Annotated in this window: 14 protein-coding genes; 6 read left to right on the plus strand and 8 right to left on the minus strand. The window is 69.9% G+C overall.

The window, feature by feature from the left end; translation table 11 throughout:
• Positions 1–168: 168 nt before the first annotated feature.
• From ACGLYG10_RS12495 to ACGLYG10_RS12510, 4 genes are all read right to left on the minus strand, one after another.
• A complete protein-coding gene (locus tag ACGLYG10_RS12495; protein WP_073332550.1) occupies positions 169–2640 on the minus strand; it encodes an HNH endonuclease signature motif containing protein in 2472 nt (823 codons plus the stop codon).
• Between the two features lie 372 nt (positions 2641–3012).
• Complete coding sequence (locus ACGLYG10_RS12500) at positions 3013–3699, minus strand: hypothetical protein (RefSeq protein WP_073332552.1); 687 nt, start codon at positions 3697–3699, stop codon at positions 3013–3015.
• The gene (locus ACGLYG10_RS12505) at positions 3696–4406 is read right to left on the minus strand and encodes a SatD family protein (RefSeq protein WP_073332554.1); all 711 of its coding nucleotides are present in this window, start codon (positions 4404–4406) and stop codon (positions 3696–3698) included. Before ACGLYG10_RS12505 ends, ACGLYG10_RS12500 begins: the two co-directional genes overlap by 4 nt.
• 120 nt (positions 4407–4526) lie before the next feature.
• Positions 4527–5150 carry a thymidine kinase gene (locus ACGLYG10_RS12510; RefSeq protein WP_073332556.1) on the minus strand — a complete coding sequence of 208 codons (624 nt, stop codon included), beginning with the start codon at positions 5148–5150 and terminating at the stop codon, positions 4527–4529.
• Between the two features lie 184 nt (positions 5151–5334).
• On the opposite strand from ACGLYG10_RS12510, the gene ACGLYG10_RS12515 reads away from it, so the two are divergent.
• A complete protein-coding gene (locus ACGLYG10_RS12515; RefSeq protein ID WP_073332558.1) occupies positions 5335–6000 on the plus strand; it encodes a phosphatase PAP2 family protein in 666 nt (221 codons plus the stop codon).
• Here the strand turns inward: ACGLYG10_RS12515 and ACGLYG10_RS12520 are convergent.
• Both ACGLYG10_RS12520 and ACGLYG10_RS12525 read right to left on the minus strand, forming a co-directional pair.
• On the minus strand, positions 5991–7724 hold the full coding sequence (locus ACGLYG10_RS12520) for a DNA polymerase Y family protein (RefSeq protein ID WP_073332560.1): 1734 nt from the start codon (positions 7722–7724) through the stop codon (positions 5991–5993). The two genes, ACGLYG10_RS12515 and ACGLYG10_RS12520, sit on opposite strands and share 10 nt — an antisense overlap.
• Positions 7721–8674 (minus strand): hypothetical protein, encoded by a 954-nt coding sequence (locus ACGLYG10_RS12525; protein WP_073332563.1) that lies wholly within the window; start codon positions 8672–8674, stop codon positions 7721–7723. Before ACGLYG10_RS12525 ends, ACGLYG10_RS12520 begins: the two co-directional genes overlap by 4 nt.
• A gap of 165 nt (positions 8675–8839) precedes the next feature.
• On the opposite strand from ACGLYG10_RS12525, the gene ACGLYG10_RS12530 reads away from it, so the two are divergent.
• A complete protein-coding gene (locus ACGLYG10_RS12530) occupies positions 8840–9415 on the plus strand; it encodes a YbhB/YbcL family Raf kinase inhibitor-like protein (RefSeq protein ID WP_073332565.1) in 576 nt (191 codons plus the stop codon).
• Positions 9416–9445: 30 nt separating this feature from the next.
• On the opposite strand, the gene ACGLYG10_RS12535 is transcribed toward ACGLYG10_RS12530, so the two are convergent.
• On the minus strand, positions 9446–9904 hold the full coding sequence (locus ACGLYG10_RS12535) for a tRNA (cytidine(34)-2'-O)-methyltransferase (RefSeq protein WP_073332568.1): 459 nt from the start codon (positions 9902–9904) through the stop codon (positions 9446–9448).
• A gap of 95 nt (positions 9905–9999) precedes the next feature.
• Between ACGLYG10_RS12535 and ACGLYG10_RS12540 the strand changes: the two genes are divergently transcribed.
• The 3 genes from ACGLYG10_RS12540 to ACGLYG10_RS12550 are packed head-to-tail and all read left to right on the plus strand — an operon-like array spanning position 10000 to position 13144.
• Positions 10000–11379, plus strand: a complete 1380-nt coding sequence (locus tag ACGLYG10_RS12540; protein WP_073332569.1) for an MFS transporter — start codon at positions 10000–10002, stop codon at positions 11377–11379.
• Positions 11376–12326 carry a PfkB family carbohydrate kinase gene (locus ACGLYG10_RS12545; protein WP_073332572.1) on the plus strand — a complete coding sequence of 317 codons (951 nt, stop codon included), beginning with the start codon at positions 11376–11378 and terminating at the stop codon, positions 12324–12326. Before ACGLYG10_RS12540 ends, ACGLYG10_RS12545 begins: the two co-directional genes overlap by 4 nt.
• Positions 12323–13144, plus strand: coding sequence for a PI-PLC domain-containing protein (locus ACGLYG10_RS12550; RefSeq protein WP_073332574.1), 822 nt, complete (start codon positions 12323–12325; stop codon positions 13142–13144). The genes ACGLYG10_RS12545 and ACGLYG10_RS12550 overlap by 4 nt, the downstream gene beginning before the upstream one ends.
• A gap of 32 nt (positions 13145–13176) precedes the next feature.
• On the opposite strand, the gene ACGLYG10_RS12555 is transcribed toward ACGLYG10_RS12550, so the two are convergent.
• A complete protein-coding gene (locus ACGLYG10_RS12555; RefSeq protein WP_073332577.1) occupies positions 13177–14634 on the minus strand; it encodes a dihydrolipoyl dehydrogenase family protein in 1458 nt (485 codons plus the stop codon).
• 237 nt (positions 14635–14871) lie between these two features.
• Between ACGLYG10_RS12555 and ACGLYG10_RS12560 the strand changes: the two genes are divergently transcribed.
• Positions 14872–15462 (plus strand): YbaK/EbsC family protein, encoded by a 591-nt coding sequence (locus ACGLYG10_RS12560; protein WP_073332579.1) that lies wholly within the window; start codon positions 14872–14874, stop codon positions 15460–15462.
• The last annotated feature ends 232 nt before the right edge of the window (positions 15463–15694 follow it).

Below are 15694 nucleotides of genomic sequence, written 5' to 3' on the forward strand. Positions count from 1 at the left end.
ATGGAAGTGGTCCTCATGGTTATGGAAGTCATGGAAGCGGCCCTCATGAATGTCCTCGGAAGAGCTGCTGGGCCTGGTGCTGCCAGTGGCTAGAACCTCACGCCCCCAACGGCTCGGGGCCTGCGCCACCAACGACTAGAACCTCACGCCGCCTTTCCGGGGTGTGTTTTAGAAGGGCGGGATTTGGTCAAGTAATGGAGCTAACCCCAGGTCGTGGAGGGCTTGGGGAAAGGGAGCGGTCTCGAATGCGCCGATGGGGTGCCCGGGCCGGGGCCCACGGCTGACTACTTGCGGGGGTTGCGGGGGCCGACCGGGACGCCTGCTGGGACGCGTGGAGGCGCCGCCAGGCGTCTCGGCAATAGCGGCACCGGAGCCGACAGCGGGGGCGGCTTCCTGAGCTGCGCCACCGGAACCGGCGGCTGAGTCGACTTCCTGCACTGTGTCACCGGAGCCGACGGCGGGGCCTCCTTCCTGCACTCGTGCTTGTTCCTGTGCTTGCGCAGCCAGACTCAAGCCGTGCTCAAGCCGACTCACCACTGCGCTGTCGACCGCGTCGGCTAGGTGTTGGGGTGCCTGCTGGGCGGGCATGGCCAGTTGACGCGGCCCGACGCGGCGGGGCAGGAGGGTGATGGTGCCGTCGGGGGTGCGCCGGTAGCGGGCCCCGGTGGGGGTGGTCCAGATCAGCACGCCATCGCCGTCGGCCGTGTTCTGACGGGTGAGGGTCCATCCGGGAGTGTGCTTGAGGCGGTGGTGGGCTTGGCACAGGGTGGTGAGGTTATTCAGGCTGGTGGCCCCACCGGAAGCCCAGGGGGTGATGTGGTCGGTGTCGCAGCGGGCTGCGGGGGTGCCACAGCCGGGGAAGACGCATTCCTGGTCACGGGCTTGCACCAGGTCGCGTAGGCCGGCTGGGGGCCGATAGTGACTGCGGCCCACGTCCAGCACCACCCCGGATAGTGGATCGGTGACCAGCCTGCGCCAGGTGCCGCCAGCTGCCAATGCCCTGGCTGTGGCGGCAGGAACCGCCACGCGACCGGTGCCGACCACAACCTCCGCCGCCCCAGCCTTCTCGGCTGCCTCGACGGCCCGGGGGACGGTAGCAGCCCCGCCGGATCCGATCCCAGCCGCCCGTGTGACCTCGACGTCGGTGGGCAGACTGCTCCCTCGGACGCTGGCTACGGCCAGACTCCCGCCGCCGGTTTCAGGCAGACTCCCGCCGCCGGTTTCAGGCAGACTGCTCCCACTGCCACTGGCGGTTTCGGGCGTAGTTGCCCTGCTGCCTGTAGGCACCGTTCTTCCCCCGGACGAGGTGGGCAGACCTCTCCCGTCACAGGCGGGCAGGCCTTCGCTGCCGTCTTCGGGTAGGAGCTGGTTCAACGGCACGGTGACGTCAACGTTGACGCTGATTCCGGGTGGCGGGAACACGGGGGTGATGCCGGATGGCGTCCACCAGGGACGAGATGGCTCCACCAGGCTGCTTAGCGCCCCCAGCAGGCCTGGCAACGGCACCCCATCCGGCAGCAAACCAGCAGCCCCCGGCCCGACCGTCGCGAGGGCAGGGCCAGTCCCACTGACGGCGGTGGTGAAGGCACTGACGTCATTGGCGTTTGCGGTTCGACAGGCCAGGTTCTGGCTGCCCTGCAAGGTGCGCAGGGTCATGCCGGTGATGGCATCGGCCCGCAACTGAGACAGGGACCGACTGTCGCCGGCGGCTCGTGCGCTGGCGGCGATCGCGTCCAGGGTGGCGTCCAGTAGTAGCGCGTCCAGGCTTGGCAGTAGCAGACGCATTTCGTGGGTCCCCTCACCGGCCGGACGGGGCCGGGTCACCCGCCGCCCCGCCACATCTCGCCTATGGCGACTGCTAGCACCGTTGGGGTCGAGGGCGGCCAGGGCCCGATCAATATCCCGCCCCAGCTGCGAGCAGGTGCGGCGTGGAGCACGGGCCAGCACCCGTTCCTGCACCGCTGCCGCCGTGTCGGGGTTGACGTCCTGCAGCCGGCGGACGATCAAGGCAGTCTTGGAGGTGTCCAGTAGACCGGCCCGGTGCAAGGCCTCCGTGGCTGCGAACTCGGGTTGCAGCAATGCCTGGCCACGGTCCAGGAGTAGGTCCACACTGCTGCGAGTAGTGCCGAGTCGGGCGGCGATTTCCCCGCTGGCGGTGAACCTCCGCTCATCCTCGGTAATGAACTGCTCAAGCCGGCCGCCCGGCCCCCAGGGCGGGGTGCCGCGGTTCATCTCTGCTGTCCGGGTCAGGCAGGCGGCCGCCACGCCCTCCGCCCAGGCCGCCCAGGCACCCAGCCGGTGGCAGGCCCCCACCAGTTCGCTGAGTACCTGGCCACCCAAGCAGGCCAGCGCATCAGCCCCTGCACCCTGTCCCCAGTCCATACCCAGCCGCCCGGCCGCCTCGGCCAGCATCCGCTCGGCCGGGCTGGTAACCGCTGCCAACACAGCGTCGGTATCAGGGATACTCAAAACCTCATTGGCGTCCGCCGCGCCATCGGTGTCATCGGTGTCATCAGTGGCGACGTCCGGGTGGGCGGGCACCAGCAGCACCGACAACAGGCCCTCAATCAGATCTGCCAGGTCAGCGCCCGCCGGCACCCCCGACAGACGACCGACCAGGTCCTCAACCTCACCATCCATCCGGGATCCTGCCGCATGGCGAGGTTGAGGATTTGCCAGGGGCCCGGCCGTCAGCTTCGCGGCAGCAGGCGACGTCACCCGACCCGCCCGGGCACGCCGGGCGGGCTGGCTCTCAACACCCCTACCTTCGAACATATGTACACAGTAGCGCGAGGGTCCGACACGAATTCGCCCCTCACAGCCCTAAACGCACCCACGTCAGTGAGACGTGCATCACATTTCTCGCGCATCTCTCAGCACCCAGCAAGCCGCTTCAACCGGCCCCGCATCGGTTCAGCCCGCCCCGGCACCACGTGGCACGCCCCTATCGGATGACTTCACGCGATCGTTCCCCGTGAGCCCGCCCCGGCACCACACGACACACCCTCCAACTCAAGCCACCGACACCGCAGCGATGGCAAGCACCGCCAGAATCCAGGAGGTCATTGAGCCGATGAGGAACTCCTCCGCCTTGCGGCCGTCCTGATCCTTGTTGATCTCAGGAAAGCGGATCACACCCTTGGCGGCGATGACCGCCGCAACCGCTGCCTGCGCTCCGGCTGCCGCGAGCAAGAGGATGAGGATGCGCTCAAGCGGTCCGATCCAGCGGCCACCACGCATCGCCACAACCAGCGGCGACAGCGTGCCCGCGGACGAGTTGGAGCCCCGAGCGAGATTGAGGACGGCCGACACCAGCCCATTCGCCGGCGCCCCCAGGAGAATGACCACGCCCGCCACGGCGCACGCCCGCGCCGCCGACATGCCGACGGGGGCGGCTAGCACGGCACAGGCCCCACAGCCGACGGCGAGCGCAATGAGCGACACCGCCCCTCCCCACTCACTGGGCGCGAGCATTTCCCAAACGCTCCACACCACCGGGACGACGATGGCGACCACGACACCGGCGGCCGCAAGTCCCAGTGGTCCCCGGGCGAGAAGAATCCCGACGACGACGAGCGCCCCGGTCCCGGCGGCGATTGCTACGGCTCGCCGCCTTGGACGTCCCTCGCCGAAGAGTCGCCGCGCCAGCACAGGCAAGGTGCTGGCGAGCCCGGCGAGTAGCAGTACGAGCGCGGTCATTGCTGCACCGCCTGCGGTTCGCGTCCCGTGCGCGCCACGGCGACAGTGTCGAGCAGGGTGTCGAGCAGGGTTTGGCCCTCGATGAGGGCGGCCCCCGGCCCGCGGAAGAAGTCGGAGACGGCCTGCTGGCTGACCTTCTCCGCCCGAGCCACCTCGACCTGGGTGGCGCCGGCCAGGAGCGCCGCGGTCATGCGCCGCTGTCGCGGTCGCAGGCGGGTGACGGCCTGGTCGCGCAGCAGGAGCAGCGCATTGACGATCGCCTCAACCTCCTGTGCATCGCCCGGGACGACGGCGTCCTGCGCCACACGCAGCCAGCTGCGGCAGAACTCTCGGCCCGCGTCTTGGACGGCGTGCGCCTGCTCGATGGCCTCGCGTGCCGCCCACCAGGCACTGCCGTCCTGAATGGTGGCGCCAGCGCCGTCGGCGTCGGCGGAGACCGTCTCCACCCGTCCGGCACCAATGCCGAAGCGCAGGGCCAACCCCTCGGGAAGAAGCAGTTGGACGCGCACAGTGAGCGTCAGGGCAGCGGGCAGCGAGGCGGCGATGGCCTGAAACTCATCACCTACGGTGGCGATGGGCGATTGCGGCAGCGACAGCCCCCCGGCCGCCCGCGTGAGCGCATCGGCGAAGGTGGCCTGCGCGGCGCGCCGGTCGGTCAGACGCCGGGAGCCGACGATGTCGGCGATGATGGCGTAGTAGACATCCACGTCTCCACGGTATCGCTTGTATTTCCCCCAATACAAGGACCTCCTCGGAAGTGCACTCTGGCCCGCATATCCCGGTGTGCGCCGGCTCGCGCGTCGCGGCCCGGCGCCCTCCCCCGGCCCTCACTCCCCCGGCAGCACGCCCCCGAATTCCAGATAGCACTTGCCGCACAGGGACTCGTAGGTGACGTCGACGCCATCGATGGCGACCTGATCGCCGTCGAAAACGAACTCCTCCCCCACCTTGCGGGCATTGAAGATGGCCTTGCGCCCACAGCGGCAGATCGTCTTGAGCTCCTCCAACGAGTGGGCGATCTCCAGCAGGCGCCGCGATCCGGGGAAGCTCACGGTGCGGAAGTCGGTGCGGATCCCGTAGGCGAGCACGGGAATGTCGTCGATGAGCACGATCTCCATGAGCTGGTCGACCTGCAGCGGGGTGAGGAACTGCGCCTCGTCGACCAGTACGCAGTCGACGGTCTCACGCGGGCCGGCCTGCGGGTCGGCGGCGCGCTCCCCCAGGGCGGCCCGGCGTACCAGGGCGCGCACGTCGTCGTCGGCGGTGACGAGCAGGTCGACGCGGCGAGTCATCCCCAGGCGGGAGACCACGGTGTCATTACCCTTGGTGTCGATCGCGGCCTTGACCAGGAGTACCCGCTGCCCGCGCTCCTCGTAGTTGTAGGCGGTCTGCAACAGTCCCGTGGTCTTGCCCGAGTTCATGGCACCGTAGCGGAAATAGAGCTTGGCCATGCGCGTCCTGATTCCTCTCCCGGAGCGGGCGCAAGGCCCTCTCCGCAACCTCCGGTGCCCGCCCGTCGGGTCCGGGGCGACCCGCCGTAGATGCTACCGGCCGACCGCGCACTCCCCCGCACCCGCTCCGCCGCAGTCGCGCGTCACAGGTTGCACCCAGGGCGGGTCTATAGGCTTGCGTCCAATGCAGCAAACCATCGCCGTCCCGCAGCGGGACCTCCGTCCGCTTCTCGCTCTTATGGCGACGGCGGCGGCCGCCGTGTTCGCATGGCTGGCGGTTAGCACCGAGTGCGGATACTCCCCGGCCGTCTACGATCCGGCGGTTACCGCCTGGGCGGTGCGGGCACGGCACGGGCTGGTCACCGCGGTGGCACGACCGGTCACTCAACTGGGCGGCACGCTCGGGCTGACGCTGCTCACCGCGGCCGTATGCGCGTTCCTGCTGTTGCGTGGGCATTGGCGCCGCGCCCTGGTGCTGGCCGGGGCCATGGTCGGCTCTTCGCTGCTCACGGTGACACTGAAGCTCATCTTCGCTCGCGCGCGCCCATCCACCGCGCTGCTGCTGGGCGACCCCGCCTCCTCCTGGTCGTTCCCTTCCGGACACTCGTTCAACACCGGAGTGTTTGTGGGCGTGCTGGCGGGATTCGCGCTGGTCTCGACGGCGTCGCCTGCCCGCAAGGCGCTGGCGGGCATAGCGGCGTGCATGGCCGCCGCCGCTGTGGGCCTGTCGCGCGTATACCTGGCCTACCACTGGTTGACGGACGTATTGGCCGGCTGGGCCATCGCCCTGGTGTGGTTGTGCGTGGTCGGCATCGTCAGCCTCACCGTGCTGGGACCCCGTCAGGAGTAGACGCCGTCGACCCACCAGCGGCCCGCACGAGCGAGTAGCAGAGGCGGGCCGACGTCGGTGACAACCTGCAGGTAGGCACGGCGCGACGCGCCCCCGGGCCGCCACCAGTGCTCGTCGACCGGCCAGGGTCCCGCCCAAGACACGACCCGCCGCTCCCCGCGCCAGTACTCCAGCGGCTCACCCCATCCGTCCCATGCGGCTGGGGCGGCGTCCCCGCGGGCGCGGTCCAGGTCGACGCGTGCCGGCGCGGCTACCAGCTGCCCCTGGGCATCGACGCCGACGTCGTGCCCGCCGTCGTCGAGCAGGCGGGCCGGCAGCGGCGCAGGGGGAACCATGGTGGGCGAGGGGGCGGGCAGGGCGCCGGCCCAGGGAGCCGTCTCCGCGGCCGCACTTCCGGGGCCTGTTTCACGGATGTTGTTCGCACCGCCGACGGATGTCTCCCCCCAGCCGACGAGGGCGGTGCGCGAACGCGGATCCCGTCCGGGGCGCAGCACGGGGACGCACACACCGCCGGCACCGAGGAGGGATTCGACGCGTCCGGCCGCACGGTGGGCTCGGCGTTCAACCTGCTCCCCGGGCCGGGTCCACAGGCCGGCCTGGGCAGCGCCCGCGGGAGTGAGCTCTAGGGCAACGAGGCGCAGGCGGGTCAGGGGTGCGGCGGGCGGTCGGCCGGAGCGACCGGCCAGCCAGCCCTCCAATTGCCAGCGCACGCGGTCGGTGAGGTCGGCGGGCGCGGGCGTGGTGCCCAGCAGCCAGGAGCGGCCCAGCTCTGCCCCGTCCTCGCACTCTGCCTCCACCCGGAGGCGTCCGGCCGACAGGCCCAGCGCGACAAGACGCTGGGACAGTTGCTCGGCGAGGGAGCGGGCGGCCCAGGCTGCGGTGTCGGCCCGCGCGATGGGAGGGTCCAGCGGAGTCTCGGCGACGACGTCGGCAGCGGGACGGGCGGCCCGAGGCAGGGTCTCCCAGTCTCCTGAGGCGAGGCGGTGCAGGCGCTCCCCCGCTGGCCCGAAGCGGGCGGCAACGTCGCGGCGGGGCAGGGCGGCGAGGTCGCCGAGCCGGCGCAGGCCGAGCCGGTCGAAGTCCTCCAGCAGCTCTCGTGCCTGTCGGCGATCCCGCTCGGCGGCCAGGGCGTGTAGGAGGGAGGGCAGCGGCCAGGGGGTGAGGAACTCGGGCGTGCTCCCGGGCGGGACGATGACACCGTGGCGGGCGGCGAGGACGACGCCGAGCAGGGAGTCGGCAATGCCGATCTGGCATTCAACCCCCGGCCCGGTGGCGACGGCCTCAACGAGGGCGGCGGCCAGCGGCTCTTCCCCGCCCGCCCAGCGAGCCGGGCCGCGCGCGGCAGACAGCGCCAGTCCGGGGCGGGCGACGAGCGGATCGGCGAGAAACTCGGTGAGGGCCTCCATGACGGTTTCGTAGGTGCGGGCCTCCCGTTCGGGCTGCGGGGGCAGGACGACGAGCTCGGGGCACAGCGACCGGGCCACACGCAGCCGCATGCCGCGGGCGACACCGGCCGCACGAGCCGGCGCCGAGGCCGCAATGACGCCCCTGCCGCCCACGACGGCAACGGGAACCAGGGCCGGATCGGGCACATCGGGTCGTTCTCGCGACTCCAGGGTGAGGGCGACGACGGGCCAGTCCGGCGTCCAGACGGCGACGAGCCGCAGCCCGCGAGACTCCGGGGCGGGCGGGAACACGCTCGCAGCGGGAGTTAAGGAGGTCATGCACCCTCCCGTCCCGGCGCTTTCGGTGACCGGCGCGCCGCGGTGACGAGGGCCAGGTGCGAGTGCCGACGCGGCGAATTGGCAGCAGGAGCCTCGGCGGCCGCCGGGGCGAGGCGGGCGCCGGCGGCATCGAACAGCAGGCCGACCCGCCCGGGGCGGTGGGGGTCCTGCACGCTCCAAGTAAGGCGCCGCAGGTAGCCGTCGGCCAGCTCTCGCGCCTCACCCGGCTCCGGCTCCCCGGCCGGTTCCTGCCCCGGTGCCACCGCCGCGCCACGCAGCGACACCAGGACACCGCCCGTCTGCGCTGCGGACGCCGGTGAGGCGGACGAGGCATGCAGGGTACGGGAGCCCTCCCAGGGGAAAGGGGTGAGGATGAGGCAGCGGCGTTCCCGGGCGCGTGCCAGGAGGGTGCGGCGGTCGCGGGGGCGCAGGCGGGCAGCGGCCGTCGCGGAGATCAGGAGGACGGCGACACCGTCCATTAGGGCGCCGAGGGCCGAGGTGAGCAGGTTGGACGGCAGGTCCGCGGCGGGGACGGCGAGCACGCGGGAGAGGTCGAGGCCGGCCTCGGCGGCGGCGCACCAGCCCAGCCCCTCACAGCCGACGACCCCACACCAGTCCTCCGCCCCCTGCCGGAGGGCCGCTACGGCCAGTAGGGCGCCGGCCGATCCGGTCAGGGACACCGCGCCGACGGCGTCCGCTCCGAGCGGCAGGAGCGCCGCGGGCGTTGCGGCCCCCGTCTCCGGGAGGGCGTCCGGGGCCGCGAGCGCGACGGCGCCGGATACGGCCGCCGCCCGCCCGGTTTGCGCAAACGCTTGGGCGACCTCCCGGGCGGCCCGCCCGTGCAGGCCGGCGCGCTCCTCGGCACGGGCGAGGGCGGCGCGGGCGGCGGCGAGGCGCTCCACGCGCACCGCCACCCCGGGTGCACGGGCGCCACGCCGGGTCTGTTTCATGGCACCTCCTCTCAGCAAGGAACATCTATCGAACACCTGTTCGATGTCTGCTTGCAAGGGTAGCGCCGGCCTCTGACACGAATCGCCGCGGGGGGCGCGTCTACAGTGGTTGAAACGGCCCCGGCCAGCCCGCCGACGGCCGTCCGATTTTCAAGGAGGTCCGCCATGCCCGCAGATCTGATACGTCCCCGTCCGCCCTTCCCCTACGACTTGCTTCCGGCCGTTCCCGCATTCACGCTGGCCTCCGCCGACCTGGTCGACGGCGAGCGCATGCCCGACCGGTTCACCGCCGTGCACGAGAACATCTCCCCCGAGCTGCACTGGTCGGGTTTCCCGGCCACCACCCGCTCCTTCGTGGTCTCCTGCTTCGACCCCGACGCCCCCTCTCCGGCCGGCTGGTGGCACTGGACGATCCAGGACCTGGACGCGTCGGTCACCTCACTGCCGCAGGGCGCGGGCGAGTCCGATCTTCAACTGGACGGCGCCGCCTTCCACGCCGTCAACGACTCGGGCACGCACGCCTGGTCCGGCCCCTACCCGCCGGCGGGCGACGGCGACCACCGCTACATCTTCGCCGTGCACGCCCTGGACGTGGACACCCTCGGCCTGGACGACGACGCCTCCCCGACGACGGTGGCGGCGCAGTGCTCCTTCCATGCCATCGCCCGGGCCCTGCTGACCGTCACCTACTCCCAGCCCGGCGAGCCCGGCGCCGCCCCGTTCCTTCAGGAAGCCCGCTAAGGCCGGTCGGGGACGCCCCACGCGGCGCGCTTACGCGGCGCCGGGGAAACCGAGGCTTCGCCACGCCTCATACAGGCCGACGGCGGCGGAGTTGGCCAGGTTGAGCGAACGGCTTCCGGGGAGCATGGGAATGCGTACCCGTCCGGTGACGCGCGGATGACTCATCACCGCTTCGGGCAGGCCGGTGGGTTCGGGGCCGAAGAGCAGCGCGTCGTCCTCACGCCAGGTGATCTCGGTGTAAAGGGTGGCGGTGCGGGCGGTGAAGGCGAAGATGCGTCCGGGCACCTGCTCCAGGCACTCCTCCCAGGTGGCGTGCACGCGGGTGCGGGCCAGGTCGTGGTAGTCCAGGCCGGCGCGGCGCAGTTTGGCGTCATCCATGTCGAATAGGGGATCCACCAGGTGGAGCGTCGCCCCGGTGTTGGCGCTTAGTCGAATAGCGGCGCCGGAGTTACCCGGGATGCGCGGTTCAAAGAAGACGACGTGCAGCACGCGGGATATCCTGCCACAGCGACGGCCGCGCCCTAGCGCTCAGTGCGGTGCCGCGCACGCCCGCTGAGGAATACCGTTCACAAGAAGGACCATCATTGAAGAAGCTGCTGCAATCCTTCGGGTTCGCCCCGAGGACATTCGTCCAACTGTTGTTCATAACCCTCAATGCGCAATTACTGTATGCGTTCTGGGACATCCGCAATACCCTGCCGAAGGATTTCCCGATCGCCATGGGGGTTACCGACGCACAGGCCGGGCAGCTGTACTCCATGCAGGGCCTCGTCATCATCCTGGGCACGATTCTCCTGGGATGGATCGGTGACCGGTTCAGCGTCCGCACCATCATGGTGCTGACCACGCTCGGAGTCGGCGCGATCTCGCTGTTCATCTCCGTGTTCTCCCCCAACCTGTCATTCCCCACCCTGCTGGCGTGCTTCTTCCTGATGCTGCTGCTCAGCGAAGTGCTCTTCAAACCCGCCAACTTCAAGGCGGTGCGGACCTCCACCTCCGAGGATCACCAAGGGGCCGCATTCGGGTTCTTCGAGTTCGGCCGCGGTCTGCTCGCGTTCCTCGTCTCGCTGCTGTGGACGGCGCTCATTGCCGCCGGAGTGGGCGCGCGCGGCATCATGCTGACCGGATCGGTAATCGTCCTGGCCACCGCCATCCTGGTCTTCTGGGCCGCCCCCAAGGGCACGCGCGTGGGAGACGACGACGAGGTCAACGCCTCCACCATCGAGGCGATCAAGGGGATCGGTAGGGTTGCGAAGCTTCCCGTCGTCTGGCTCGCCGGCCTCAACGTTTTCTGCATCTACGGCACCTTTGTGGCGGCCGGAACCTACTTCGCGCGGTTCCTGCAGGCGGGTTACGGGTCTTCCGCCCTGGTCGCGGCGGTCTTCTCCACCGTGGTCATCGGCCTGCGCATGCTGCCTCTGGTCTCCTCGGTTCTGGTTGAGAAGGTCTTCAAATCCACGTCCCACTTCATGCGGTTCATGTCAGCCGTCCTCAGCGTGCTGCTGCTCGCCATCGCCGTCGTTCTGTTCACCCATCCCGCGTCGGTGACCAGCTTCCCCGCCGGGAACCCGCCGGCGCACATCGTGTCTTCCGGCGTCATGCCCGCACTCATCGTCCTGATGCTGCTGGCCTCGGGATGCTGCTTCATGATCCGCGGCGTCTACTACGCCCCGATCGGTGAGTTCAACGTGCCCGCAAAGCAGTCCTCTGCCGCCATGTCGTTCGCCATCACGCTCGGCTACATTCCCGCCCTGCTCGGGCCGATTGTGTTCGGCGGGCTGATCGTCCCCTCCGAGGCGGACGCGTCCGGCAACATCATCACCGAGCAGCTGACTCCGACCAGCACGCTTGGGGCCGCTTTCGTCGGGCTGGCGGCGCTCGCGGCGGTCGCCTTCTGCCTGTCCTCTGTGCTGATCCGCCTTAAGAACCGGCAAGACGCCGACGCAAGAAAGGCAGCTGCATGAACGCGCCCAACGCCAGCGCCGCCTTGGAGGACTTCGACACCCAGGTGATCGGTCCCGTCTGCGTCGACATTAATGTCGATCACACTGGGAAGACCACCCGTGCCGTTGGTGGGGCGGTCATTTGCGCGGCCGCCGCGGCCGCTTCCCTGGGGCACAGCGTCCAGGCGGTGGCAACCGTGGCCGCTGCGGACCGGGGGCTGCTGTCGCACTTCCCGGCGAGCGTGCGGCAGGTGGTTCCCGTAGGGTCTGCGCACACGGCGTCGATCCGAAACGAGTACGCCACCGCCGACCAGGAGCGGCGGACATCTTCGGCCATCTCCTACGCGGACGCGATCGGTGCGGCCGACGTGCCCGCCTGCTCCGCCCGCATTCAGCACCTGGCGGGGCTCATGGTGGGCGACTATACGCCCGAACTGGTCCAGACGCTGTCGCAACGCGGGGACCTGGCCGTCGACATGCAGGGTTTCATCAGGCAGCGCGTACCGGGCTCAAACCTGCTGCGCTTCATGGAGTTCAAGCACGGCGCGGATTTCTATAGCCATATCCGTTTCCTCAAGGTGGATACCGCCGAGGGCGAGCACCTCACCGGCCGCACCGACAGGCGCGACATCGCGCGTGCTCTCAAGGACCAGGGGGCAGACGAGATCATGGTGTCCAACGCGCGCGAGATCCTCATCCTCGACGACTCCGGCTTCCACGTGTGCCCACTGCGGCCAAGGAGCCTAGCGGGGCGGACGGGACGCGGAGACACGGTGTTCTCCGCCTACATAACCGAACGCATCGGACACGACGTGGATCAATCCCTGCTCACCGCATGCGCGACGGTGTCCCTAAAGATGGAGACTCCCGGCCCGCTGGTCTGCGGCCGAGGCGACATCGAGGCATATCTGAGGCGTTTCTATGCCGACCTGGCCGGCATGGCTCACCACGATGGAGGCGACCGTTGACCACCGCGGACCCGGCCGAGTTCATTTCCGACCTGCCCGACGACACTCCCCTGTGCGCGCTGACAATTCCCGGCACGCACGACACGATGACGAGTGCGTGCACGCATCCCTACTACCGCACCCAGGATCTCGGTCTGGCCGAGCAGATCGGTTGCGGCGTTCGGTACTTGGACCTGCGGCTACGGCGCACCATGGTTGCGGCCCACCGTGAATGGATCAGTGACATCTCCGCCGAGTCCATCCTGCAGACCCTACGTGAACACCTTACCGCCCACCCCCGGGACTTCTTCCTCGCGCGGATACAGAACGCCAATGAGGCGAAAGACGACTTCGAGGCGTATGGGAACGCACTGATGACCCTCATCGCCAAGAATCGAGACCTGTTCTGGACTCCGGAGCAAGCGGGCGGGGGCACCGTCTGGCCTGCCCTGGGGAGCATTCGCGGGAAGGTGGTCGCCTTCGAATGCGCACCGGCACAATTCTGCCTGACGGCTGTCGGGGATCGGCCCTGGGCCGTGCCCTGGCACGACAATCGACGCATCCTGCTGCAAGACGACTGGGACGGTCCCGAACCCGCGGCTAAGCTCTCCCAGATTGAGCGGCTCTACACTCACCGCGGCGACGACGACTGCCTGCTGCTCAACCATGTCAGTGCCACCAACGGACGACTGGGCACGCCGATCGCCTATGCGCAGCGCACCAATCCGCAGGTGCTGCGGCTGCTGCGGCAGGCGCATGGGCGCGGCGTACTCATCTTCGACTTCGTCGACTCCGAACTGGTTGATGCCGCCTGGGGCGTAAGCGCCCTCCGGTCCTGACGCCGCCGCGGCGTCCGGCCGCAAGACGCGGCTCAGCCCAGTGAGTCGAGGACGATGTTGAGCCCCTCCCCCATGGTCGGGTGGGAGATGGGGGCGTCGCGCAACTGCTGCCAGGGCATGCCGGCGAGCATGGCCACCTGGACGGCGGTGATGACCTCTCCGGCGCTCTCACCGATGATGGCGGCGCCGAGGATCCGGTCGGTGTCGGCGTCGACGATCACCTTGTAGAAGCCGGCGGTGGCGCCCAGCGTCTTGGCGCGGGGAACGGCGGCGGTGGGGGTCTTGGCGACGCGCACGTTGTGCCCGGCCGCCCGCGCCTGGGCCTCTGTGAGGCCCACGTGCCCGAGCTCCGGGGTGGCGAACACGGTCCAGGGGATGACCCGCCCGGCGGTGGAGGCCTCGCGGTCGTCCAGCAGGTCCCGCAGCACCCGGAAGTCGTTCCAGGAGGCGTGGGTGAACATGGGCGTGCCGGCCACGTCTCCGGCCGCATAGACGCCGTCGGCGGTGGTGCGCAGGTGGTCGTCGACGCGCACGAAGCCCCGCTCGGTCAGTTCTACCCCGGCCGCCTCCAGGCCCAGCCCGGCCGTGACCGGGGTCCGTCCCAGGGCGACGAGCAGGTGGGATCCGGTGGCCTCGCGGCCGTCCTCGGTGCGCACCACCACCGGCCCGGAGCGGGCGGAGGAACGCACGGCGCTCACGCGGGCGCCGGTGAGGACCTCCACGCCGAGCGCCTCCAGGCCGGCGGTGACCTCGGCGGCGACGTCGTCGTCCTCCCGGTTCAGCACGTGCTCCCCGGAGTGGAGCAGCGTGACGGGCACACCCAGCATTCCCATCAGGGAGGCCATCTCCACGCCGATGACCCCACCGCCGAGGATGAGCAGGTGCCCGGGCAGCTCGGGCAGCGTGAGCAGGTCCTCGCTGGTCCAGTAGGGGGTGTCGGCCAGGCCCGGAATGTTGGGGATGGCCGGGGTGGTGCCGGTGTTGATCAGGACACGTCTGCCGCGCACCCGGCGCACGGCGCCGTCGGCGGTGGCGATCTCCACGGTGCGCGGGGCCACGAAGCGCGCGGTGCCGCGCACGAAGTCCATCCCGGAGTCGGCGAACATGGTCTCGTGGGCCGCAACCATGCCGCCGACAACGCTCTCCTTGCGGCGGCGCAGCGCGACCAGGTCGATGCGGGCGCGGGTCAGCAGCGCGGTGTCGTCGCGAGAGCTGGAGTCGTCGGCACCCAGTTCGGGCAGGGACACGCCGTAGGCGGCCGCACCCTGGACCTGGTGCAGAACACGCGCGGAGGAGATCAGGGTCTTGGTGGGGATGCAGGCGACGTTGATGCAGGTGCCGCCGACCTTGTCGCGCTCAACCATGACTACGGTATCGCCCTTGCGGGCACGCAGCATGGCCAGTGACTTGCCTGCCTTACCCCCTCCGACGACGAGTAGATCGACCTCCTGGACCTGTGGGGATGCGGTGACGGCGGTGGTGTCGCCCATGTACTTCTCCTCGGTCTTCCCGTGGCCGGTCCCATGCCCACTTGGGCCTCCGGTCCGCGGCGGTGTTCGTGAGGCGCGCGCCTCGATCGGTTGCTGTCGCAGGTGGCAACGCCGCACATGGCACGGTTCATTCCCACTGTTGGTCACCACCGTGGGGCAACTGCGCCGTAGACTCCCTGCGGAGCTCCCCTCCGGCAAGGACTCCTCCCGCCGCCCAGAATTGAGAGGTTGTGCCGTATGACCGAACTGCGTGAACCCGCCGATGTCTTCGCCGAGACGCTCGGCTGGCAGCCCGCCCTGGAGCGCACGGACCTGCTCGCCCCGCCCGTCGCCGCAGCGCTACACGCCCTCGCAGACACCACGGAGGGGCATGACCTGGCTGCTGCGGCGCAGGTGGTGGAGATCGACCCCGCCCTGTCCGACACGGATGCGCTGAACGCCGAGTACTCGTTGAACCCCGAGGCCACCGGCAACTGCGTACTGGTGGCGGGCAAGCGCACGGGCGAGCGACGCCTGGCGGCCTGCGTGGTGCGGGCCACCGACTTCGCCGACGTCAATCACCTGGTCAAGCAACTCATCGACGTGCGCAAGGCGTCCTTCCTGCCCATGGAGCAGGCCGTGGAGATGAGCGGCATGGCCTACGGCGGCATCACGCCGGTCGGCCTGCCCGCCGATTGGCGGCTGCTGATCGACGCGCAGGTGGCCGCGCGCGACACGATGCTCATCGGCTCCGGCGTGCGCCACTCCAAGCTGCTGGTGCCCGGGGCCCTGCTGGCCGCCCTGCCCGGCGCCGAGGTGATCGAGAACCTGGGCGTCACGCCCGCCTGATGGTGTCAGCGCCCAGCCCACTCGCCTTCGCACAGCAGCCCAGTCACCTAGCAGAACGCCGGAGCGTATACAAATGACCCCCAGTTCGACGAGCCCACGTTTGTCGCGGCGCCACTATTTGCTCACCACCACCGTCGGCCTGGGAGCATCATTGGCCGGCTGCTCAGCAGCGGCACCGCGGGCGACCAGCACAGTTTCCAGCGCATCCACGCCCCCCCCCGCACACGACCGC

Source organism: Actinomyces glycerinitolerans (assembly GCF_900098745.1).
Lineage (GTDB): Bacteria > Actinomycetota > Actinomycetes > Actinomycetales > Actinomycetaceae > Actinomyces > Actinomyces glycerinitolerans.

Excerpts from the sequence above, each read along its gene's own strand:
- ACGLYG10_RS12495 (WP_073332550.1), bottom strand. The coding sequence starts at position 2,640 with ATGGATGGTGAGGTTGAGGACCTGGTCGGTCGTCTGTCGGGGGTGCCG.
- ACGLYG10_RS12500 (WP_073332552.1), bottom strand. The coding sequence starts at position 3,699 with ATGACCGCGCTCGTACTGCTACTCGCCGGGCTCGCCAGCACCTTGCCT.
- ACGLYG10_RS12510 (WP_073332556.1), bottom strand. The coding sequence starts at position 5,150 with ATGGCCAAGCTCTATTTCCGCTACGGTGCCATGAACTCGGGCAAGACC.
- ACGLYG10_RS12515 (WP_073332558.1), top strand. The coding sequence starts at position 5,335 with ATGCAGCAAACCATCGCCGTCCCGCAGCGGGACCTCCGTCCGCTTCTC.
- ACGLYG10_RS12520 (WP_073332560.1), bottom strand. The coding sequence starts at position 7,724 with ATGACCTCCTTAACTCCCGCTGCGAGCGTGTTCCCGCCCGCCCCGGAG.
- ACGLYG10_RS12525 (WP_073332563.1), bottom strand. The coding sequence starts at position 8,674 with ATGAAACAGACCCGGCGTGGCGCCCGTGCACCCGGGGTGGCGGTGCGC.
- ACGLYG10_RS12530 (WP_073332565.1), top strand. The coding sequence starts at position 8,840 with ATGCCCGCAGATCTGATACGTCCCCGTCCGCCCTTCCCCTACGACTTG.
- ACGLYG10_RS12545 (WP_073332572.1), top strand. The coding sequence starts at position 11,376 with ATGAACGCGCCCAACGCCAGCGCCGCCTTGGAGGACTTCGACACCCAG.
- ACGLYG10_RS12555 (WP_073332577.1), bottom strand. The coding sequence starts at position 14,634 with ATGGGCGACACCACCGCCGTCACCGCATCCCCACAGGTCCAGGAGGTC.
- ACGLYG10_RS12560 (WP_073332579.1), top strand. The coding sequence starts at position 14,872 with ATGACCGAACTGCGTGAACCCGCCGATGTCTTCGCCGAGACGCTCGGC.